18 protein-coding genes are annotated in these 22,039 nt (G+C 71.9%); 8 read left to right on the top strand and 10 right to left on the bottom strand.

All coding sequences use genetic code 11. From position 1 onward, the window contains the following. Positions 1-15 precede the first annotated feature (15 nt). The 5 genes from AC5K6T_RS27070 to AC5K6T_RS27050 form a co-directional block, all read right to left on the bottom strand. Complete coding sequence (locus AC5K6T_RS27070; RefSeq protein ID WP_493213063.1) at positions 16-2,307, bottom strand: XRE family transcriptional regulator; 2,292 nt, start codon at positions 2,305-2,307, stop codon at positions 16-18. After that, positions 2,304-2,630 (bottom strand): helix-turn-helix domain-containing protein, encoded by a 327-nt coding sequence (locus AC5K6T_RS27065; protein ID WP_469586711.1) that lies wholly within the window; start codon positions 2,628-2,630, stop codon positions 2,304-2,306. Before AC5K6T_RS27065 ends, AC5K6T_RS27070 begins: the two co-directional genes overlap by 4 nt. Beyond that, entirely contained in the window at positions 2,627-3,655 is a 1,029-nt protein-coding gene (locus AC5K6T_RS27060; protein WP_493213483.1) for a tyrosine-type recombinase/integrase, read from the bottom strand. The genes AC5K6T_RS27065 and AC5K6T_RS27060 overlap by 4 nt, the downstream gene beginning before the upstream one ends. 209 nt (positions 3,656-3,864) lie before the next feature. Beyond that, complete coding sequence (locus AC5K6T_RS27055) at positions 3,865-5,634, bottom strand: regulator (RefSeq protein WP_493213061.1); 1,770 nt, start codon at positions 5,632-5,634, stop codon at positions 3,865-3,867. A gap of 19 nt (positions 5,635-5,653) precedes the next feature. Further along, positions 5,654-6,214 carry a hypothetical protein gene (locus tag AC5K6T_RS27050; RefSeq protein ID WP_493213059.1) on the bottom strand — a complete coding sequence of 187 codons (561 nt, stop codon included), beginning with the start codon at positions 6,212-6,214 and terminating at the stop codon, positions 5,654-5,656. 192 nt (positions 6,215-6,406) lie between these two features. Between AC5K6T_RS27050 and AC5K6T_RS27045 the strand changes: the two genes are divergently transcribed. Next, positions 6,407-7,261: a 5'-methylthioadenosine/S-adenosylhomocysteine nucleosidase gene (locus tag AC5K6T_RS27045; RefSeq protein WP_493213057.1), complete on the top strand. Its 855-nt coding sequence runs from the start codon at positions 6,407-6,409 to the stop codon at positions 7,259-7,261. Between the two features lie 154 nt (positions 7,262-7,415). Next, entirely contained in the window at positions 7,416-9,314 is a 1,899-nt protein-coding gene (locus AC5K6T_RS27040) for a tetratricopeptide repeat protein (protein WP_493213055.1), read from the top strand. Between the two features lie 6 nt (positions 9,315-9,320). On the opposite strand, the gene AC5K6T_RS27035 is transcribed toward AC5K6T_RS27040, so the two are convergent. Then, a complete protein-coding gene (locus tag AC5K6T_RS27035) occupies positions 9,321-9,833 on the bottom strand; it encodes an ATP-binding protein (protein WP_493213053.1) in 513 nt (170 codons plus the stop codon). A 282-nt stretch (positions 9,834-10,115) separates the two neighbouring features. On the opposite strand from AC5K6T_RS27035, the gene AC5K6T_RS27030 reads away from it, so the two are divergent. The 3 genes from AC5K6T_RS27030 (at position 10,116) to AC5K6T_RS27020 (ending at position 12,026) form a co-directional block, all read left to right on the top strand. Beyond that, a complete protein-coding gene (locus AC5K6T_RS27030; protein WP_493213052.1) occupies positions 10,116-10,967 on the top strand; it encodes a helix-turn-helix domain-containing protein in 852 nt (283 codons plus the stop codon). A gap of 15 nt (positions 10,968-10,982) precedes the next feature. Further along, positions 10,983-11,174: a hypothetical protein gene (locus tag AC5K6T_RS27025; protein WP_493213050.1), complete on the top strand. Its 192-nt coding sequence runs from the start codon at positions 10,983-10,985 to the stop codon at positions 11,172-11,174. 135 nt (positions 11,175-11,309) lie between these two features. Further along, on the top strand, positions 11,310-12,026 hold the full coding sequence (locus AC5K6T_RS27020) for a helix-turn-helix domain-containing protein (protein ID WP_493213048.1): 717 nt from the start codon (positions 11,310-11,312) through the stop codon (positions 12,024-12,026). Positions 12,027-12,325: 299 nt separating this feature from the next. Here AC5K6T_RS27020 and AC5K6T_RS27015 read toward each other — a convergent pair whose 3' ends face one another. After that, positions 12,326-13,300 carry a hypothetical protein gene (locus tag AC5K6T_RS27015; RefSeq protein ID WP_493213046.1) on the bottom strand — a complete coding sequence of 325 codons (975 nt, stop codon included), beginning with the start codon at positions 13,298-13,300 and terminating at the stop codon, positions 12,326-12,328. Positions 13,301-13,661: 361 nt separating this feature from the next. Further along, a complete protein-coding gene (locus AC5K6T_RS27010) occupies positions 13,662-14,687 on the bottom strand; it encodes an ATP-dependent 6-phosphofructokinase (protein WP_493213045.1) in 1,026 nt (341 codons plus the stop codon). Between the two features lie 291 nt (positions 14,688-14,978). Here AC5K6T_RS27010 and pta point away from each other — a divergent pair, with 291 nt between their 5' ends. The 3 genes from pta (at position 14,979) to pyk (ending at position 19,802) form a co-directional block, all read left to right on the top strand. Next, positions 14,979-17,081 carry a phosphate acetyltransferase gene (pta, locus tag AC5K6T_RS27005; protein ID WP_493213043.1) on the top strand — a complete coding sequence of 701 codons (2,103 nt, stop codon included), beginning with the start codon at positions 14,979-14,981 and terminating at the stop codon, positions 17,079-17,081. After that, complete coding sequence (locus AC5K6T_RS27000) at positions 17,078-18,283, top strand: acetate kinase (RefSeq protein WP_493213042.1); 1,206 nt, start codon at positions 17,078-17,080, stop codon at positions 18,281-18,283. Before pta ends, AC5K6T_RS27000 begins: the two co-directional genes overlap by 4 nt. A gap of 88 nt (positions 18,284-18,371) precedes the next feature. Next, a complete protein-coding gene (gene pyk, locus AC5K6T_RS26995; protein ID WP_493213040.1) occupies positions 18,372-19,802 on the top strand; it encodes a pyruvate kinase in 1,431 nt (476 codons plus the stop codon). A gap of 186 nt (positions 19,803-19,988) precedes the next feature. Here the strand turns inward: pyk and AC5K6T_RS26990 are convergent, their stop codons facing one another. Together AC5K6T_RS26990 and AC5K6T_RS26985 are read right to left on the bottom strand one after the other, a co-directional pair. Continuing rightward, the gene (locus tag AC5K6T_RS26990) at positions 19,989-21,377 is read right to left on the bottom strand and encodes a hypothetical protein (protein WP_493213038.1); all 1,389 of its coding nucleotides are present in this window, start codon (positions 21,375-21,377) and stop codon (positions 19,989-19,991) included. Beyond that, entirely contained in the window at positions 21,367-22,035 is a 669-nt protein-coding gene (locus AC5K6T_RS26985; protein ID WP_493213036.1) for a DUF6114 domain-containing protein, read from the bottom strand. The genes AC5K6T_RS26990 and AC5K6T_RS26985 overlap by 11 nt, the downstream gene beginning before the upstream one ends. Positions 22,036-22,039 lie beyond the last annotated feature (4 nt).

Raw genomic sequence — 22,039 nt, 5'->3', positions numbered from 1 at the left:
TTGGTCCCGAGTCTCTTAGGTGGCCTGTACGGCTTCGAGGTATTCCGCCCAACTGTTCTGGGCGAGTCGGGCCCAGCCGTGGGCGGTGCTGGGGTGGATGCCGAAGAGGTCGCTGATCACGATGGGCGGCATGTCTGCCACGGCTTCGAGCATGGCGGTGTTCCGGGCGGTGATCACTGAGACGTCGTGTTGCCTCAGTAACCCGTGGAGATGGCTCTCACTGATCGGTCTGCCGGGGAAGTGCCCGGGGAACAGGTAGGCCGGGCCGCTCGTCTGCGGGGGCTTGAGCATGCAGCGGCCCATCGGGCGCGCCTCGATCTGCCGCTCGATGAGACGGGCCAACTTGGGTGGGAGTAGGACGGGGTTGCGGTCGATGGTGAGGTATGAGCTCTCTCCCTCGCGGTGGAACCGGTCGCAGGTCAGCTGGGCGGCGCGGGGGATCGTGAGAGCGTAGAGCCCGACCAGCACGCCGGTGATCCGAACTTCGAGCGGGATCGTCTCGTCGTTGAGACACCGCTTCAGCTGTGTTTGGTATTCGTGCTCACCCATGAATCGGGACGGCAGGACGGACTTCCTGGTCGCAAGTGTGATGCCGCTGATGAGCCGCCGGGCGGTGGCCCAGCGGATGAAAGCGCCGATCTGCCTGTGGAGCGTCGGTCGAGCAGCCAGCCAGAGGTCGAACACCGCCTGGTCGATAGTGTCGAGTTCGACTTGGTGGTCGTCGAGCCAGGTCAGGAACTCAATGGCGGCACGGATGTCCGCTCGGTCAGTTCCGGCGGCGCCGATCGTGTACCGGTCTCGGGCCGATCGGCGCCGCGCGTCGCGGATCACGCTCCATTCAGCGAAGGGGCGAATGATCCGGGATTGGTGCGGCGGCAGGTGCTGCAGTGTCTGGGCGAACCAGACCTCCAAGCGAGCGAGGTTCTCCGGTCGGGCCGGCAGGACGCCGGTGGCCCGCAGGAGCCCGCGCAGGTAGCGGATCGTTCCGTCCTGGGGCAGGACATCCAGCGAGGCGTGGGTGATCGTTCTGTTCTGGTCCACGAGCTCGGCAAGGATCCGCGCGCCGGAGTTGGGCCTCCTCAACCAGTGGATCACCGAGATCGGATGGTCCGCGGCAATGAGCGCGTCCGCGAGGGGCTGAAGTTCCGGGGTGATGGACCCGTCCTCCTGGCTGAGCAGGTCTCGGACTCGGTCACCGGCGATGCAACGGCCGCAGGTCCCATCGGTGTAGATGTCGCCAGCGGTGCCACAGCGGTTGCAAGCGAAGGTGATGTCCGTGCCGCAGCAGGGTCCGCAGAGGCCGGCACCGTCTTCGGCGCGGCCGACGAGGACCTGGGGCTGTCGGCATCGGGAGCATGGTGCCGCATCACGCCGCCGCTGTAGGTAACAGGGGTTGCAGACCGGGCCCAGTGGCCAGAGGGCTTGTACTGTTCGGCGCTCCCCGCAGCCACCGCATTCCCTGAGGGGGCGCGGTCCGCAGGACATGCAGTGGAAGGCGCCCGCCCGCTCAATGACGTGACGGCCCGGGCGTTGGCGGCCACAGACGACACAGTCGCCGGCCGGTCCCCGGTAGCAGCCTGAGCAAAGATCCGGCTTCCCGTCGTGGGCCCGACGTTCGATGGGCCTGACCCTGCCGCAACGGCCGCATGGCCGGGCCGGGGACTTGTAGCAGTTCTTGCAGACCGGTCCGTCTTCGGTGTTCGCCTGGACCGGCCGCACGGCTTGGCATCGTACGCAGGGGCGCTCGGGCCGCGGGGCGCATGCTTGGCAAAGGACCCGGCCTTCGCTGGTGCGGAGGTTGGGGAGCCTGAGTTGGCCGCAGTCGGCGCACTCGACCTTGGAACGGTCATCCTGGTCGTAGCAGCGGCGGCAGATCGACCCCTCTTGTGCCTTCTTCCAGATGACGCCGTCGAGGCCACAGCGGGCGCATTGCCGCAGTGTGGTCTCGCGGGCGCAATAGACGCAGCAGCGGCCCTGGGCCATGGTTCGGCTGACATCACGGCCGGGGATGCCGCAGATCGCGCAGGCCAGCTGGGTGACTGCGCCGCCATGGCCGTCGGCGTCCAGCTGGCGCAGTAGTCGGACCAGGCCGTACGGGCAGTGCGGCGAGGGGGCCGTGAGTGCGTCGGTGTGCTCGGCGAAGTGCCGGTCGAGTTCCCTAGCCGGTGCCGGCCCCCATACCTTCGCGCGTTGGAGGATGTCCTCGGCCGACTGCGCGGTCAGGGCAGGTATGCGTTCGCGGATGCGGTCGACGAGGCGGGCCCTGGCGTCGGCGAGTTCGAGCCGGGCTCTCTGCTTGTAGTTCACGGCTTTCCGGGGCGGCGGACGACGGCGCGGCGTGGGGTGATCGGCGTCGGGTCGCTGTCACCGCCTGCGGTCTTGCGGAGCTGGGTGTTGACGACCTCGGGCTTGATCAGGTCATTGGGCGTGCACTGGAGGATGTCGCAGAGTGCGACGAGGGTGTCCATGCTCATCCTCTGGGGTGGCTGGGTCACCAGCCGGTAGACCTGCTCGCGCGAGAGGACGATCCCGCGCTCGGCCAGCAGCGGCACCAGGTCCGAGGTCTGGAACATCTCCTGCTCGGCCATCAGCTTCCGGAGCTGCCACTGGTAGCCCATCTTCTTGATCACGTCATCACGTCCCAGTCGTCGCCCAGCCGGTTCTTCAAGGAAGCCTCCAACAGTGTGTTGCGGTACTCGTTCGAGACGCCCATATAGATCGCCGTGGTGGCGGCGTGAGAGTGGCCAACTTGCTCTTGAACGAAGCGTGCAGGATAGCCAAATTCGGTCAAATGGGTGATGTAGCTGTGGCGGAGGCAGTGCAGGTCGAGATCCTCGTCGAGGCCCGCCGCCTCGCGGGCGACAACGAAGGCCTCGTTGATCGACCGGGGTGACAGCCGCCCGACCCGCTCTGTGACCCAGAGGGCGGGGTGGCGCCCAGGCGAGAACTGCGGCCGTATCTCGGTCACCCACTGGTCCAGGACGTCAACGCACCAGTCCATCTCCGGGACGGTTAGCACCGTTCGCCGCTTGGGCGGCGCCCCCTTCGAGGACTTACCGAAGCGGACCATCGCGCTGCCGAAGTTGCCGAACTGGGGCGCCTTGCGACTACGGCGCAAGTCGACCAGGTCGAGCCGAGAGGATTCGGTGCGACGGGTTCCGTAGGCGTAGACCGTCTTGAGCAGGGCCGCGTCACGCAGAGCACAGAGAGCACCCTTGCGGCCCTGTCCGCGGATCTTGCCGGGTCGGGCATCGGCGGCGTCGAACAGGGCCTGGATCTCGTCGTAGTCCAGTGGCCGACGCCGCGGGTCTCCCTCGTACTCGACGGTATGCAGGACCGAGTTGCCCTCGTGGAAGACTTGTTGGGGCACCTCGCCGAACCGCTCCGAGCAAGTCTGGAGCCAGCCGTACCGAACGTCGAGCAGGTACTCCAGGAACAGCCCGATCGTCACCTCGTACGTACGTGCGGTCGACATCTGGATCGGCGTACTGCCGCTCCGCAGGTGCGAGATGAAGGCTTCGCCGTCCGCCGGCGTCCACTGCCATGGGTAAAGGCCGGTGAACTCCTCCAGCCGCTCAATTAGCCGTATCCGTCGATCGATCGTCGTGGCCCGCAGAAACCGTGCTGCCTGCTGCCTCGCCCAGCCCTCCTTCATCGCGTCGAACACCGCTGGAGCGGGGTCGAGATGGATGACGTTACGGGCCAGGACGAGGTGCGCTGAACCAGGTGCATGCGTACTCACCAGGCTGTTGTATCAGATGCATCATTGATGCCTTCACATGCTAGCCTGCAGGCCAGGTGATAGATCAGCGACTGAGGCGACCTCGGCCGCACCGGCTCCGACCAGGGCAAACAGCGTTCTGACTACAGTGCACAATGTTGCATCTGATGCAATTCATCCTGTTTGTCCCCGGTCCGGCGGGCCGCGTCCCGCGCGGCCTCCCCCACGGCGATCCCGTCGTCGAAGTACCGCCGCCAGTCCAGATACACCCCCAGACACTCCGCCACCCTCACCGCCGCCCCCGCACACCGCTCCTCGCGCCCCCACCCCACCGCCACCACCAGACCCGCCCGCTCCCCGTCGAACCACGCCAACGCGGCCCCACGGTCCCCGAACAGCTCGGGCTCCGGCCTCCCCGGGAACCACCGCAGCCGGTCATCCGCCGCGTCCGCCCACCGCGCGTAGAACTCCAGCACCCGCTCCCGCGCCGCACCCCCCTCCTCCCGCAACCCGGCATCCCTCTCCACCACGCCCGCCCCGAACACCCGCACCAGGTCGTGCAGCCGCCACCACCCACGCCCGGCGCCCCGCTCCACCAGGTGTGCCCGCGCCAGTGCCCTCAGCTCCCGCAGCGGAGGCGCCTCGGCGCCGGCCAGGGCGGCGGCGACCCCCTCGCTCACCTCCGGTCCCGGCGCGAGGGCGAGGAGGCGCAGCAACCGGGCCTGGTCGGGCGGAAGCCGGCGGTAGGAGAGGTCGAAGGCGGCGCGGACGCTGCGCTCGCCGTCGTCGAGATGGTCCAGGCGGTCGCGGGACTCGGAGAGTTCCCCGACGAGTTCGGTCACCGGCTGCCCCGGGTCCTCGGCCAGCAGTGCACCGGCGATCTGGAGGGCCAGCGGCAGATGCCCGCAGAGGACGGCGAGCCGTTCGGCGGCGTCCGGGTCGTCGGCGATCCGCGGATCGTGCGGGTCGGCGGTCCGCAGGGCACGGTCGAGGAGTTCGTGCGCCTCCGGCGGCGTGAGCTGGTCCAGCGGAACCAGACGAGCGCCCAGTTGGGGGAGCCGGTCGCGGGACGTGACCAGCACCCGGTGCCGGGGATGGCCGGGCAGCAGGGGCCGGACCTGGTCCGGTGAGGAGGCGTTGTCGGCGAGGACCAGCACGGCCCCCCGTTCCCCGGCCCGTGCGGCGAGGGCCGAGCGGTAGAGCGCGGCGCGTTCGTCGGCGGTGGCGGGGATGTGCTCCGGCGGCGTACCGAGGGCGCGGAGCAGGGCCTGGAGGGCACGGTCGGCGGGGACGGGCTCCGGGTCGTAGCCGTGCAGGTCGATGAAGAGGACCCCGCCGGGGAAGCAGCCCCGGTCGCGGGCGAGGTGCGCGGTCTCCACGGCCAGGGCGGTCTTGCCGATGCCGCCGAGTCCGGACACGGCGGTGACCAGCACGGCGGGCGACCGCGGAGCCGCCCCGTCGTCCGCCCCCAGCGCACTCAGCAGGGCCTCCCGCTCCCCCGCCCGTCCGGTGAACCCGGCAGCCCTCGGCGGCAGCCCCGCCAGCGCCTCGGGTACGGCGGCCCCGCCCTGCCGGATCACGACCTGGACGCCGATGACCTCGCGCAGGAAGACCCCGCCGCGGAAGTCGGTGTGGTCACCCCGGTACCAGGCCGCCGAACTGCCGGGCGCCAGCCGCTCCATGGCGGTCGCCACCGCCCCCGCGGCCCGGGGGTCACCGGCCAGCAGGTCCGCCACCCGGTCGCCCCAGGCCCGTACGCCCTCCCCCGGCTCCGCGCCGCTCGCCGCGTCGGCGAGCACCTGAGCGGACTCGTCCCCTTCACGCCCCAGCAGCCGGGCCAGTTCCCCGAGCGCCCGACGCCCGGCGTCGCCGCCCGCGCCCTCTGCCAGGGCCGCCAGTAGAGCCGCGTTCATACGGACCAACGGTACGGCGTCAGGACGGGGTCAGTGCCGGTCCGGCCGGCCGGGTGTAGAGCACGATCTGCACCCCGAGGCCGCAGACGGCCAGCGCCTCCGCCACCGACAGCCCGAGCATCAGGCCCCGGCTGTCCCCGCTCGCCCAGAACACCACGAGCGCGGCGAGCGGCACCGCGCAGAACGCGACCAGGTCCACCACGCACTGGATCGCCTTGCGGGACCGGCGCCGCGTGTCGCGCCGGTGGAACGCCTCCCAGCCGAAGGTGGAGAAGTCGGTGTCCGACGCCGCGAGCTGGGCGAGCCGGGGACCCAGCTCGTCGCGCACGTACAGTCCGATCGCCGAGATCTTCTCGTCGTTGACGAGGTACGTCCACCCCAGCACGACGCACACCGGCGGCAGCGCCAGCAGCATCGCGGGCTCCCCGGCCTGTGCCGCCGCGGCGACGACGGCGGCCACCACGGCGAGGGTCACGTACAGCAGGTTGTCCCGGAACCCGATCCGCGTCTTCTGCTCGTCCTTGACCGTCTGGTACTCGGCGAGCAGCAAGTGCCCCACCGTGACGCCCCGTTCCGACACGTGAACTCCCCTCCCCGGTGCCGCCCACGGTAGCCGCAGCACACCCTTTCGATCACCGGCGGCCCCGGTGCCGGAGTGATTCTCCTGCCGCGGCCGTCCCGCCCGCCGTGATGCCTGACGCCGCGTTGCATGAGCCCCGGTGCTGTGGGCAACGCCCGCCTCCTCGGCCCCACTTGGCGGTACCGTGGACAGGTGCCGGCAACCGATCCCACCACCACCGCACTGATCCTCACGGCGCTGTCGGTGGAGTACGCAGCCGTGCGCCCCCTCGTCCCGGAGCGGGAGGAGCTGGTTCACGCCGACGGAACCCGCGTCGAGGCCGGCCGCCTGCCCGGCACCGGCTGGCGTGTCGCCCTGGCCGAGCTGGGTGAGGGCACGAGGACCGCCGCCGCGCTGACCACCAGGCTCATCGACTGGCTGGAGCCGGGGGCCGTCCTGTTCGTCGGCGTCGCCGGGAGCCTGAAGGACGACATCGGCATCGGGGACGTCGTCGTCGGCACCAAGGTGTACGGCATCCACGGCGGCAAGCAGACCCCGGGGGGCTTCCGGGTCCGGCCCGAGGCCTGGCCGGTCTCGAACGCCCTGCTCGGCGCGGCGCGTTCGGCGGCACGGGACATGCCCGAGGTGCGGGCGCACTTCAAGCCGATCGCGTCCGGGGACGTGGTCCTGGCCGACGCCGGGTCGGCGATCGCCCGGCACCTGCGCGAGCACTACGACGACGCCGCCGCGATCGAGATGGAGGGCGTGGGCGCGGTCCAGGCGGCCCACCTCAACGGTCAGGTGCACGCGCTGGTCGTCCGGGGCATCAGCGACCGCGCCGACGCGGCCAAGCACGACGCCGACGCGGCGGGGTCGCAGGAGCGGGCGTCCACGCGGGCGGCGTCGGTCGCGGTGGCGGTCCTGCGCAAGCACCGGCCGCGCGGCAGCTCGGACTCCGAGGAGGGGCCCCATAGCGGCGGCGTCACGTACGGGGGCGACCACATCGACTTCCGGGGCGGCACCTTCCACGGACCCGTCACCGGCAAGCGGACCGGGCAGCAGCAGTAGAGGCACCGTCCACGGCCCGGTCCCGGTCGCAACGACGACCCTCCCACCCCGTCCGCCCGGTTTCACCGGCCGCTCGGCCGAGCTGGACCGCCTCCTGCCTCTCCTCGCGCCCGCCGCCACGGGCACGCCGCTCCTGATCTCCGCCGTCACCGGCATGGGCGGCATCGGGAAGACCGCACTCGCGGTGGAGGCGGCGCATCGGGCCCGCGCGGAAGACTGGTTCCCCGGTGGGTCCCTCTTCGTCGACCTGCGCGGCTACGACGACGACCCGGTGACGGCGGACCAGGGGGTCCTGGCCCTCCTCGACGCGATGGGAGTACGCGGGGCGGACCTGCCGCCGACGACGGCCCGGCAGCACGACGCCTACCGCGCCCTGCTCGACCGGCGGGACCGCACGCTGCTGATCCTGGACAACGCCTCCGACCCGTCCCAGTTCCTGCCCCTGCTGCCGGGCACGGACCGGCACCGGGTCCTCGTCACCTCCCGGGACCGCCCGGACGCCCTCCCCGTACGCCTCATCGACTTGGACGAACTCGCTCCGGAGGAGTCGACCGCGCTCGTCACCCGCGCCCTGCACGACTCCGACGAACGCGACCGGCGCCCGGCCCGGGAGCCCGAAGCACTGCGCGAACTCACCGCCCTCTGCGGCCACCTGCCCCTCGCCCTCCAGATCGCCGCGGCGATGCTCCGCAGACGCAGAGGCCGGGGAATCGCCTCGCTGGTGGCCGAGATCACGGACGTCGGGGACGCGGTGGCCGTCCTGGACCGGGGCGGCAGGGGCACCGACCTGTACGGGCGGTCGCTCGTCCTGCGGCCGGTACTGGAGACCTCGTACCGCCGACTCGCGCCCGACCGAGCGCGGTTGCTGCGCCTGCTGGCCCTCGCGCCCACCTCCGAGACCGGCACCGAGGCGGTGGCCGCCCTGACCGGCCTCGACGCGCCGGTCGTCCTGCCACTGCTCGACGATCTCGCCGCCACGCATCTGGTCACGCCGGTGGCGGCGGACGCCTCGGTGCGGTGGCGGCTGCACGACCTGGTGGGGATGTTCGGGGTGAGTGTGGTGGAAGGCGACACCGTGCTGCGGGAGGAGGGGCAGGAGGCTCGGCAGCGGCTGCTGGAGTTCTACTGGCGGCGGACATGGGCCGCCGGCCGGCGGTTGGGATGGCTTCCGGGGAGAGCGGAGCCGGGGTCGTTCGCGGACCGTGGAGCCGCTCTCGCGTGGTTCGAGGGGGAACGCGCGGCTCTGGTGGCTGCGGTGCAGTGGGGACGTGAGGAGCGGCTCGCGGAGGCGGCGTTCGGACTGACGGGCTGCCTGGGGGCGCATCTGACGCGGCAGCGGTTGTTCGACGACCTGGTCGCTGTGGGGGAGGCCGCATGGGAGGCGGCCGGCCGGGTCGGGCACCCTCACCTCAAGGCCGACGCGTCGAGCAACCTCGGCGTCGCCCTGCGGGCGGCGGGCCAGTGGGAGGAGGCGGTCAATGCCCTCACCCGCGCCCGCGACCTGTACCGGGCGGAAGGGAACCGCAACGGCGAGGCCCACGCCTGGAGTGCCCTCGGCGTCACTCTGTGGAGGGCGGGCCGGCTGGAGCAGGCGGCCGACGTCCTCACCCGCGCCCGCGACCTGCACCAGAGGGAGGGAGACCGCAGCGGCGAGGCCAGCGCCTGGACCTGCCTCGGCCTCGTCCTGGGGGACGCCGGCCGGCTGGAGGAGGCCGCCCACGTCCTCACCCGTGCCCGCGACCTGCACCAGAGGGAAGGAGACCGCAGCGGCGAGGCCGACGCATGGGGCAACCTCGGCATCGTCCTGCGAGCGGCGGGCCGGAGGGAGGAGGCGGCAGCGGCAGCCTCCACAGCCCTCGTGCTCTACCAGGAGGACGAGAACTCCTACGGCGAGGCCCACGCCCTCTGCAACCTGGGCATCGCCGCCGGCGACGCCGGCCGACCGGCCGAGGCCCGCGCCCACTATCTCCGGGCCGCCGACGCCTTCACCCGCGCCAACGCCCCCGCCGAGGCCGCGGACGCCCGCGCCCAGGCCGCCGCCCTCCCCGCATAGCCGCCCTCACCCCACCCCCGCGTATCCCCGGGCCCCCCGCGCCGGCACCACCGCCCACATCCGCGTCCCGCCGCCGGGCTCACGGGCCTCGCCCACGCCCCACCGCCCCTCGCACGCCCGCACCACACACGCCAGCACCCGCAGCGCCGCACGCCTGCGGGCCTCGCAGTGCGCGGCGAGGCGGGGGTGACTGTGCCGGGGGTGGCCGTCGTAGAGGGTCACCCGCACGGCGCCCTCCCGGTAGCGCAGCGAGACGTACACCTCACCCGAGATCCCGCCTCCGAACCGGCAGGCGCACGCGGCCAGTTCGCCGACCACCTGCACGACCGCGTCCGTCGTCCCGGCCAGCCCGTGCGTCTGGAGGACGGTCCGGGTCACCGCTCGGGCGACGCCCGGACTGCTGAGGCCGGCGGGCAGGGTGAAGCTGTACCGGAGCGTGTCGGGGGAGGGGTGCGCACCGACCGCCTCGTCCCTCAGTTCGGAACAGACGGTGACGCCACCGGCTACTGACGCATGCATGAGCAACTCCCTTGTTGACTGCGTACCTTCGACGATCTGCCGACGCCCGACCCGTGGTGGCCTGTCTCCCTGGCACGAGCACACCCCTCCCAGGGAGGGAGCACGCGGGCATGCTCGCGCGATGCACTTCCAACGGCGTCGGACCGTAAGTGACTCGCTACCGAATGTAGGGGATGAAGGGGAACCTGTGCCACCCACTCTCACGCATTGCCGACCCCACGTTGGACCGATGCGGTCACACGGTGCAGACTGACCCCGACCGACGAGGGAGAAAGGGCACCGATGCCGACACGGCCCGCACCGACGGAACGTCAGAAGCGCCTGGGCGCCGAGTTGCGCAGGATGCGCCTCGCCGCCGGCCGTACTACGGAGTACGCAGCCGGACTGCTGGGGCTGGACCGCACGAAGCTGTCGAACATGGAATCCGGCGTACGGGCCACGTCACCCGAGCGCATTCGGACGCTCGCCAGCAACTACGAGTGCGCGGACAAGCGATACGTCGAAGCCCTGGTCGCCATGTCCGACGTGCGCCAGCGGGGATGGTGGCAGCAGTACCGCGGCACATTGCCTCAAGGACTGTTGGATGTAGCCGAGTTGGAGTGGTTCGCAGCCCGACTGCGCAGCTATCAGACCGTGCACGTGCCCGGACTGCTGCAACTCGGCGAGTACGCCCGAGCCATCTTCGCCGCCGCGCTACCCCCGCTACGCAACTCGGAGATAGAACTTCGCGTCGTGCAGCGCCTACGACGCCAGCAGGCACTCGACCGCCCAGACCCCGTCGAGTACATCGCGTACGTTCACGAGTGGGCACTGCGGATGCACTTCGGCGGGCGTCGCGCAATGCGCGAGCAATTGCATCACATCTGCGAAGCCTCCGAGCGCGACAACGTCGAAGTGCGCGTACTACCGGTCGAGGTCGGCGCCTTCCCCGGCGCGGGGCACGCGGTTCTCTACGCCGACGGTCCAGTTCCCCGGCTCGACACCGTGCAACTGGACTCCGCCCATGGCGGCGAGTTCACTCACTCCGAGGCCCAGCTCGACAAGTACCGAGCCCACATGGACTGGTGGCAGGCTCACACCCTGAACCCTGGTGACTCACGCGACCTCATCCAGTCGATCGCCCGCCAGCTCTGACCAGAGAGGACCACCATGCCGGACATCAACTGGGAAGACCCCTTCTGCGCCGAGGGAAACAACTGCTTCCGCATAGGCACAGACCCCGACGGCAACGCCTACATCGCCGTCGCCGGCCACGAAGACCACTACCTCACCGACACCCGCGAAGCCCTCCGCACCCTCATCCACGACATCAAAGCCGGCAAAGCCGACCACCTCCTCTGAGGAACGCGGGGAACTGTCAAGGGGCGACCCTTGAGTAACACCCCGTACCGGCAAGTCCGTACGTTCCTACAATGTGTGATTGTGTCCGAACGGACTGTAGTGATCACGGGAGTGGCGCCCCTAGCTTGTCGACCCGTGCACCGATCCATCGCTCAGCCGAACCACCCGGGCCCCCCGTTCAACGCGCCGGCCGCCCGCAGACTCCGGGCCGCTCTCGGGATGGGGCCCGAGCACGTCGCCTACGGACTGCGCTCCTCGTACGGCCTGCCCCACGTCACCCCCGACCTGGTGGTCGCCTGGGAGCGCGGGACGCTCGCCCCGTCCGGTCCGGAGCTGACCGCCCTGGCCGGGGTGCTGTGGTGCTCGCCCGGCGACCTGATCGGGCGGGCCCGGACGCTGCGCGAGCACCGGACAGCCAGGGGCATGGCACCCGAGGACGTCGCCCGCGCGGTGGGCCACGACCTGGAGGCGTATCTGCGGATGGAGGAGTCCGGCGGCTGGCGCGGCTCGGAGCGTCAGCTGGCCGCGCTCGCGGAGGTGCTGGAACTCCAGCCGCCCGACCTGGTGGCGGTCACCGGCCGCGAGGGGAAGCTGGCCGAGCTGCTGCGCAGCGCCGTCGCCACGCGCTGGCAGGCGTACGTCCGCCCGGTCGGCCGGATCGTCCCGGTGGAACGCGGCGTCCTGGAGCGGGCGCTGCAGGCCCTCCACCAGGACTACCAGGGGCAGATGGTGGCCTCCCTCAGCTGGGGCGGCGGCAACGCGGCCGACGACTCACGGCACGCCGGCCGCGACTTCCTCGACCGGATCGTGGACCGGTTCTGGAGCGCGGTCGAGGCCGGCGGGCCGTACTGACCGGAGGACGGTACCGGCCTCCGGAGGACCGGGCCGACAGGACCGAGAGCCGTCCCGCGCTCTCCGGCGGGACGGCTCTGCGGGCGTCCGGCTCCGAGCCTGACCGGTCCGGTGCCGCGGCACTAGGGCGTGTTTCGAAAGTAGCGTCGTCTGCCCGAAGGGCAGGCCTGGCGGCGTCTGGTGCGTGCGATCGCAAGGCGGAGGGTCGCCCCGATACTGGATGTATCGGGGCGAGCCCGACAACGCGGCGAGCGTGCGTGCCAGACGCCGCCAGGCAGGCCGGACTTTCGAAACACGCCCTAGTCGCAGTCGCCGCAGGAGCAGGGCGGCTCGTACAGCGCGCGTCGGAGGCCGTCGTCACCGCGGCGCGCCAGGAGATGATCCGGGAGGTGCTCCTGCGTCTGCCACCACTCCAGGGTGAAGCGGAGCGACTCCTCCCCGTCGACCAGGTACGGGCCGTCCGGGCGCAGCGGCTCGTAGTAGTACTGTCCGCCCTTCCGGGCGAGCACCGTGTCCGGGGCGGGCTCGGCGGGCACGCCGCCCGCATCGGGGTAGACGGGGTGGTAGACGCGGTGGACGTCCGCAGCGGTGATGTCCCGTACGGGGAGGAAGACATCCGGCCAGCAGGCGGGGTCGTCCTCGTCGCCGACATCCTCCGGCTCCCGGGCGGGACCCTCGCTCAGCAGGTGCACCCTCCACGGGTACACCCCGGTCTCACGGCCGATCCTCGCCAGCGGCACGCCCGCGTCGGCCGCGTGCACCGCCAGCCTCTGCCGGTCGGTCAGACCGCCGCGCCCGTGGTCGGTCGAGTACGCGGCCTGGGCGGCCCTGGTCAGCCAGTGGTCGGGGTGGCATCCCTCCGGCACGGGGTCGCCGAGGTGGTCCGCGCAGCGGCTTCCGGGGCCGGCGGGCGCCTTGTTGGAGCAGAAGGAGTGTCCGCACAGCTCGAAGATCTGCTGGGTGCCCGTCTCGGGGTCGAAGAGGGTGCAGGCGCGCAGGACCCGCTCGGGCTCGCCGCCCACCGCGGTGAAGAACCGGATGCGCTCGCCCCGCCGGGCCTTCTCGACCCTAAACGTCCTCACCTCCCAGGCGGACAGGACGTGCCCGGCCATGGCGACGGCCAGCGCCGGGAACGGCCGGAAGGGCACGGAGGTGGAGTCGTCGAGGGTGGGGATCTCGGTGAACGGGCGGCGGGTGTCGTAGTCGTCCAGGTGACGCAGCGCGTGGGCGAGGAACTCCGCTGCGTCGACCTGTGTGCCGTCCGTGTCGGGCACGTGTCCTCCGTGGGCCGGATCGGGCAGTGAGCCTGGGGCTCCGAGGGAGCCTAGGCGAAACCCGGCCGGCGGCCCACTCGTTTTCGACGCCTCGGCCGGCCTGCCCTGGAAGCCCGCAACGTCACCGGCACCGGTCCTGGTGCCGCGGCAGGCGGCGTCCGCCCCGTCGCGGCGCTGGAAGGCACTGGGGCGTGTTGCGAAAGTCCCGCCTGCCTGGCGGCGTCTGGCACGCACGCTCGCCGGGTTGTCGGGCTCGCCCCGATACATCCAGTATCGGGGCGACCCTCCGCCTTGCGATCGCACGCACCAGACGCCGCCAGGCCTGCCCTTCGGGCAGACGACGCTACTTTCGCAACACGCCCTAGAAGACCGACTCCGCCTCGTCCATGCGGGCCTTCGGGACCGTCTTGAGCGCGGTGACCGCCTCGGCGAGCGGCACCATCTCCACGTCCGTGCCGCGCAGCGCGGTCATCCTGCCGAAGTCGCCCCGGTGCGCGGCCTCCACCGCGTGCCAGCCGAAGCGCGTGGCGAGGACCCGGTCGTACGCGGTGGGCGTGCCGCCGCGCTGGACGTGGCCGAGGATGACCGGCCGGGCCTCCGTACCGAGGCGTCGCTCCAGTTCGAGCGCGAGGGCGGTGCCGATGCCCTGGAAGCGTTCGTGGCCGAACTGGTCGATGGCCCCCTTGCCGTAGTCCATGGTGCCGTCGGCGGGGTGCGCGCCCTCGGCGACGCAGACGACGGCGAACTTCTTGCCGCGGGCGAACCGCTCCTCGACCATCTTCACCAGGTCGGCGGGGTGGAAGGGCCGCTCGGGCAGGCAGATGCCGTGCGCGCCGGCCGCCATGCCGGACTCCAGGGCGATCCAGCCCGCGTGCCGGCCCATCACCTCGACGACCATCACGCGCTGGTGGGACTCGGCCGTGGTCTTGAGGCGGTCCATGGCCTCGGTGGCGACGCCGACGGCCGTGTCGAAGCCGAAGGTGCGGTCGGTGGAGGAGATGTCGTTGTCGATGGTCTTCGGCACGCCGACCACCGGCACGCCCGCGTCCGACAGCATCCGCGCCGCGGTCAGCGTGCCCTCGCCGCCGATCGGGATCAGCGCGTCGAAGCCGCTCTTCTCGATGAGCTCCTTGGCGTTGTCGCAGGCCGCGCGGAAGCGGTCGCGCTCCAGCCGGGAGGAGCCGAGGATGGTGCCGCCGCGGGCCAGGATGCCGCTGACGGCGTTGAGGTCGAGGGCGCGGTAGCGGCCGTCGAGCAGGCCGGCGTAGCCGTCCTCGAAGCCGATGACCTCGTCGCCGTAGTTCGTGACCGCTCGGTGCACGACCGACCGGATCACGGCGTTCAGGCCGGGGCAGTCGCCGCCTGCGGTGAGAACTCCGATACGCATCGTGCTGTGTCTCCTGCTCGCTGTGAATGCCGGTGAGCCGTTTCCGATTCTTCCATGCCGCCCGGGGCGGCGTCGCCGCCGCCACCTGGCGGGCGCCTTATCCCTGGAGGGAGGTACTGTCAAGAGGGTTCCGCTCACCCTGGTGGGCGATTTTTGTGACCGCTGCCGGACGCCCCGCCGCGGGGCTGATGCGGCGGCCCGGACACCCCGGGAGCCCCCACCCCGAGCCGACCCGGCCCGACCCGACCCGACCCGACCCGACGAGACCTCACCACGAAACGGAGAGCACGCGTGACGCGCAGCGTGTACGTGACCGGTATCGACCGCGGCGACGGCCGCCAGGTCGTGGAGCTGGGCGTGATGGAGCTGCTGACCCGGCAGGTCGACCGGGTGGGGGTGTTCCGTCCGCTCGTCCACGACCGCCCGGACCGGCTCTACGAGCTGCTGCGGGCCCGCTACCGGCTGGCGCAGGACCCGGCCACGGTCTACGGGATGGACTACCACGAGGCGTCCGCGCTGCAGGCCGAGCTCGGCACCGACGAGCTGGTCTCGGTCCTGGTCGACCGCTTCCACGCGGTCGCCCGGGACTACGACGTCGTGCTCGTCCTCGGCACCGACTTCGCCGGCACCCAGCTCCCCGACGAGCTCGCGCTCAACGCCCGCCTCGCCAACGAGTTCGGCGCCTCGGTGATCCCGGTGGTGGGCGGCCGCGGCCAGCCCGCCGACTCGGTGCGCGCCGAGACCCGCAACGCCTACCGCGCCTACGACACCCTGGGCTGCGACGTGCTCGCCATGGTCACCAACCGGGTGGCCCGCGAGGACCGCGACCTGATAGCCGACCGGCTCTCCTCCCGGCTGCCGGTGCCCTGCTACGTGGTGCCCGACGAGCCGGCCCTGTCCGCGCCGACCGTCGCCCAGGTCTCCCAGGCACTCGGCGCGAAGGTGCTGCTCGGCGACGACTCGGGGCTCGCCCGCGACGCCCTCGGCTTCGTGTTCGGCGGGGCGATGCTGCCGAACTTCCTCGGCGCGCTGACCCCCGGCTGCATGGTGGTGACCCCCGGCGACCGGGCCGACCTGCTGGTCGGCACGCTCGCCGCGCACAGCGCGGGCACCCCGCCGATCGCGGGCGTGGTGCTCACCCTCGACGAGGTGCCGGGCGAGGAGGTCCTGACCCTCGCCGCCCGGCTGGCCCCCGGCACCCCCGTGCTGTCGGTGCCCGGCCTCAGCTTCCCCACCGCCGAGCAGTTGTTCTCCCTGGAGGGCAAGCTGAACGCGGCCACCCCGCGCAAGGCGGAGGTCGCGCTCGGCCTGTTCGAGCGGTACGTCGACACCGGCGACCTGCTGCGGCGGGTGTCCGCCCCCAGCAGCGACCGGATCACCCCGATGATGTTCGAGCACCAGCTGCTCGAACAGGCCCGCTCCGATCTGCGCCGCGTGGTGCTGCCGGAGGGCACCGAGGAGCGGGTGCTGCACGCCGCGGAGGTCCTGCTGCGCCGGGGCGTGTGCGAGCTGACCCTGCTCGGCCCGGTGGACCGGATCCGCAAGAAGGCGGCCGACCTCGGCATCGACCTCGGTCACGCGCAGCTGATCGACCCGGCGACCAGCGAGCTGCGGGACGGCTTCGCCCAGCGCTACGCCCGGCTGCGCGCCCACAAGGGTGTGACGGTGGAGCTGGCGTACGACGTGGTCTCGGACGTCAACTACTTCGGCACCCTGATGGTCGAGGAGGGCCTGGCCGACGGCATGGTGTCGGGCTCGGTGCACTCCACGGCCGCGACCATCCGTCCCGCGTTCGAGATCATCAAGACCAAGCCGGACACGGCGATCGTGTCGTCGGTGTTCTTCATGTGTTTGGCCGACCGGGTCCTCGTGTACGGCGACTGCGCGGTCAACCCCGACCCGGACGCCGAGCAGCTCGCCGACATCGCCGTCCAGTCGGCCGCGACGGCGGCGCGGTTCGGGGTGGAGCCGCGGATCGCGATGCTGTCGTACTCGACGGGCACGTCCGGCTCGGGCGTCGACGTCGACAAGGTCCGCGAGGCGACCGCCCTGGTCCGCGAGCGCCGGCCGGACCTCAAGGCCGAGGGGCCGATCCAGTACGACGCGGCCGTGGAGCCGACCGTGGCGGCGACCAAGCTGCCCGGGTCCGAGGTGGCCGGCCAGGCCACGGTGCTGATCTTCCCGGACCTCAACACCGGCAACAACACCTACAAGGCCGTGCAGCGCTCGGCCGGCGCCATCGCCGTCGGGCCGGTCCTGCAGGGACTGCGCAAGCCCGTCAACGACCTGTCCCGCGGCGCGCTCGTGCAGGACATCGTCAACACCGTCGCCATCACCGCCGTCCAGGCCCAGTCCGACGGCCGCACCTCCGAGCAGAAGGCACCCCGGCTGTGAGCCCCACCCGCGTCCTCGTCCTCAACTCCGGCTCCTCGTCGGTGAAGTACCAGCTGCTCGACATGCGTGACGGCAGCCTGCTCGCGGCCGGACTCGTCGAGCGGATCGGCGAGGAGACCACCCGGCTCAGGCACACGCCGGCGGGCGGCGGAACCCGGGAGTGGAGCGGACCGGCCGCCGACCACGGCGCCGCGCTGAAGGCGGTGGCGGCGGAGCTGGCCAAGGACGGGCTGGGGCTGGACTCCCCCGAACTGGCCGCCGTCGGGCACCGCGTGGTGCACGGCGGCCGGCGCTTCACCCGGCCGACCGTCGTCGACGACACGGTGCTCGCCGAGATCGAGCGGCTGATCCCGCTCGCCCCGCTGCACAACCCGGCGAACCTGACCGGCATCCGCACCGCGCGGGCCCTGCGCCCGGACCTGCCGCAGGTCGCCGTCTTCGACACCGCGTTCCACACGACGATGCCGGAGTCCGCCGCGCGCTACGCCATCGACGCGGACACCGCCGACGCCCACCGCATCCGCCGCTACGGCTTCCACGGCACCTCGCACGCCTACGTGTCCCGGGCGACCGCCCGGCTGCTGGGCAGGGCGCCGGAGGACGTCAACGTGATCGTGCTGCACCTGGGCAACGGGGCGTCGGCGTCCGCGGTCCGGGGCGGCCGCTGCGTGGACACCTCGATGGGGCTGACCCCGCTGGAGGGGCTCGTGATGGGCACGCGTTCGGGTGATGTGGACCCGGCCGTCATCTTCCATCTGATGCGCGTCGGCCGAATGTCCGCCGACGACATCGACATTCTTCTGAACAAGAAGAGCGGGCTGATCGGCCTGTGCGGGGACAACGACATGCGGGAGATCCGCCGGCGGATCGACGCGGGCGACGAACGGGCGCGGCTCGCCTTCGACGTCTACATCCACCGGCTGAAGAAGTACATCGGCGCCTATTGCGCCGTGCTCGGCCGGGTGGACGCGGTGGCGTTCACCGCGGGCGTCGGCGAGAACGCGGCCGAGGTGCGCGAGGCGGCCCTGGCGGGCCTGGAGGAACTGGGCCTGGCGGTCGACAGCGAGCTCAACGCGGTGCGCGGCGACGAGCCGCGGCTGATTTCCCCCGAGTACGCTCGCGTCGCGGTCGCCGTGGTGCCGACGGACGAGGAACTGGAGATCGCGACACAGACCTACGCGCTGGTCCGGAAGAACGACTGAGCCGAGCCCACCTGAGCGAAAGCACACTCATTTGTATCTTCCGCCAGACGGAATATTCCGGAGCGAAACAAACCGATAGGATCGCCTCATGCGCCGTTCGAAAATCGTCTGTACTCTCGGCCCCGCGGTCGACTCCCACGAACAGCTCGTGTCGCTGATCGAGGCCGGGATGAACGTGGCCCGCTTCAACTTCAGCCACGGCACGCACGCCGAGCACCAGGGCCGGTACGACCGGCTCCGGGCCGCCGCCAAGGAGACCGGCCGGGCCATCGGTGTGCTCGCCGACCTCCAGGGCCCGAAGATCCGGCTGGAGACCTTCGCCGAGGGCCCGGTCGAGCTGGTGCGCGGTGACGAGTTCACCATCACCACCGAGGACGTCGCCGGCGACAAGACGGTCTGCGGCACGACCTACAAGGGCCTGCCCGGTGACGTCTCGCGCGGCGACCAGGTGCTGATCAACGACGGCAACGTCGAGCTGAAGGTCCTGGACGTCGAGGGACCGCGGGTGCGGACGATCGTCATCGAGGGCGGGGTCATCTCCGACCACAAGGGCATCAACCTGCCCGGCGCGGCCGTGAACGTGCCCGCGCTCAGCGAGAAGGACGTCGAGGACCTGCGGTTCGCGCTGCGGATGGGCTGCGACCTGGTCGCGCTGTCCTTCGTCCGGGACGCCAAGGACGTCGCCGACGTGCACCGGGTGATGGACGAGGAGGGCCGCCGGGTCCCGGTCGTCGCCAAGGTGGAGAAGCCGCAGGCGGTGCAGAACATGGAGGACGTCGTGATGGCGTTCGACGGCGTCATGGTCGCCCGCGGCGACCTGGCCGTCGAGTACCCCCTCGAACGGGTCCCCATGGTGCAGAAGCGCCTCATCGAACTGTGCCGGCGCAACGCCAAGCCGGTGATCGTGGCGACCCAGATGATGGAGTCGATGATCACCAACTCCCGGCCGACCCGCGCCGAGGCCTCCGACGTGGCCAACGCGATCCTGGACGGCGCCGACGCGGTGATGCTCTCCGCCGAGTCCAGTGTGGGCGCGTACCCGATCGAGACCGTCAAGACGATGTCGAAGATCGTCACCGCGGCGGAGGAGGAGCTGCTGGCCAAGGGCCTGCAGCCGCTGGTGCCCGGCAAGAAGCCGCGCACCCAGGGCGGCTCGGTGGCCCGCGCCGCCTGCGAGATCGCCGACTTCCTCGGCGGCAAGGGCCTGGTGGCCTTCACCAAGTCCGGTGACACCGCCCGCCGGCTCTCCCGCTACCGCGCCGCACAGCCGATCATCGCGTTCACCACGGACGACGCCACCCGCAACCAGCTCGCGCTGAGCTGGGGCGTGGAGCCGCACGTCGTGCCGTTCGTGAACAGCACCGACGAGATGGTCGAGCTGGTGGACCAGGAGATGGTCAGGCTCGGCCGGTTCGCCCAGCACGACACCGTGATCATCACCGCCGGCTCGCCGCCCGGGGTGCCGGGCACCACGAACATGGTCCGCGTCCACCACCTCGGCGGCGGCGAACGCGACTGAACGCGGCTGACGGCCTCCCTCGCCGCCGGGACCGGGGATCGCGGGGAGGGCCACCGGCCGAGCGGACGACCGGATGAACGGCTGAACGGCTGAACGCACCGAGGGCGCCCCCTGTCTCACGGCAGGGGGCGCCCTCGGTGTGGTGCGGCTCCCGGAGCGGCCGGTGGAGCGGGGCGCGGTGCCCGCTCAGTCGGTGATGTACTGCTGAAGTCCGGGGACGTGCAGGTCGCCGCCGAACTGGCCGGCCTGGGTGACCTCGACGTCGGTGAAGTAGATCAGCGGGATGTTCAGCGGCGGCGGACTGTCCGGGCTGAAGGTGACCGGGATCAGGCCGAACAGCTTGCCCGAGATCTTCTCCGTGTACATGATCGTCTTGCCGTTGCGGATGGTGGAGGTGGACCCCCGCGCGGCCTGGACGTGGTACGTCCTGCCGCCGTCCTCGTCCTTCACCAGCTGGTGCAGATCACCGATGTCGGTACCGTTGTTGATGATGTACTTCAGCACCCGCTTGACGGTGCCGTTGGCGGTCCGCACCTCGACTATGCCCTCGTAGTCGGCGCCCTTCAGGAGCAGGGAGCTGGCCTCCAGGCGCCAGGGCCGGTCCGGCAGCCGGGGCGTGTTCGCGTACTCGCCGTCGGCGTCGGTGGCCGCCGGGCAGTCCTCGGCGGCGACGGACTCGGAGGGCGAGGGCTCGGCGGTGGCCGTGGCGGTCGCCTCGGGGGCCTCGGTCGCCTCAGGTGCCTCGGTGGGCGTGTTCGTGGCTTCCGGGGCTGCCTTCGCGGCCGGCTGCTCCGCGGCCTTGCCGCCTCCGCTGTTCTGGCCGCTTCCGGTGTCCTGGCCGGTGCCGGTGTCCTCGGTGGCGTCCTTCGCCGGGGTGGCCGGCTCCGGGTCGTCCGGGACGGCCGCCTGCACGGCCTCGCCGGGCGACGGCTCCTCGGCGGCGGCCGGCTCCTGGCCGAGACCGCCCGTGAACAGGTCTTCGAGGGCCTTGCCGATGCCCAGCGGGTCGAGCGGGTTGCTGCGCTCGGTGGCCGGCTCCGAGGGCTCCGCACTCGGGCTCTGCGCGTCCGCGCCGGGGTCGCCGGGCTGCTGTGCGGCGGCGCCGGGCGCCTCGGTGGGCGTGGCGGCGGGGACCGGTGCGTCCGTGCCGCCGCCGGACCCGGATCCAGCTCCGGAGCCGGAGTCCTCGGCACCCGAGCCGGAGCCCGGGCCGTTCGTGTCGTCGTCGGCCGGGCCGGCGGGGGCCGTCCCGGCCGGGGCGGCGGACGGGGTCTCGGAGGGCTCGGCGCTCCGGTCGGCCTCGTCCGTGCCGTCCTGGGTGACTTCCAGTGCCTCGACACAGGCCCGGTACTCCTCGGCCGTCAGCCGCTTGGGGTCCTGTCCGTCGGCCTGGGCGAGGGGGCTGAGACCGACGCCCATGAGGACGGCGGTCGGCATCGCGGCCATCGCGATGACCCGGCCCCCAGGCAGGTGCAGTCGGGTCAGGAGCGGCTTCTTGGGGGCCGCATGGCGGGGACCGGTACGGATCCGCGGCGTGGCCGCGAAGTCCTCCGGGCCCAGCGGCTCAGCCGGCACGGTGCCTCCCGTTGTCGTGGTCGGGCGCGACGCCCTCGCTGTGTTCCCGCGGAATCGGCACGGCTCCCGGGGCCTGTCCGGTGGCGTCCGGACCGGTCCGCTGCTGCGCCGGGACACCGGCCTCGGTGTGCCCGCCCGGCGGCGGCCCGGCGGGGGGAGCGGCCTCCGCCGGAACCGGCGCGGCCGGATCCGGCGTCGCGGCCGCGTCGCCGGCCTCGGAGACCTCGGCGGCCTCAGAGGCCTCGGCGGCTTCGGGGGCTTCCTCGCCGGGCGCCCAGGAGAGGGCGAGCGCGCCGCCCAGCAGGGCGAGCAGGAAACCGATCAGGAAGCCGCCGATGTTGGACACCACCAGCGACACCAGGGCCAGCACGATCGAGGCGACGCCTGCGAAGATGCGGGTGACCTGCTGGAACCACATGGTGAGTCCGAGGGTGACCAGAAGGACACCGATGATCAGGGAGCCCGCGCCGGCCGTCGTCGCCATGGCGATCGAGATGTGGCCCAGCTTGAGGGTGGCGTAGGGGAAGTAGGCGATCGGCACACCGCCGAGCAGGGTGAACAGACCCGCCCAGAAAGGCCGGTCGCCCCGCCAGGCGCGGAACCGCAGACGCGTCCGGGCGAAGCCCCCGACGCTCTGGACCGGAGTCTCGGCACTCATGGAA

The organism is Streptomyces sp. B8-7 (genome assembly GCF_058833805.1).
This window is presented reverse-complemented; position numbering and strand designations above follow the sequence as displayed.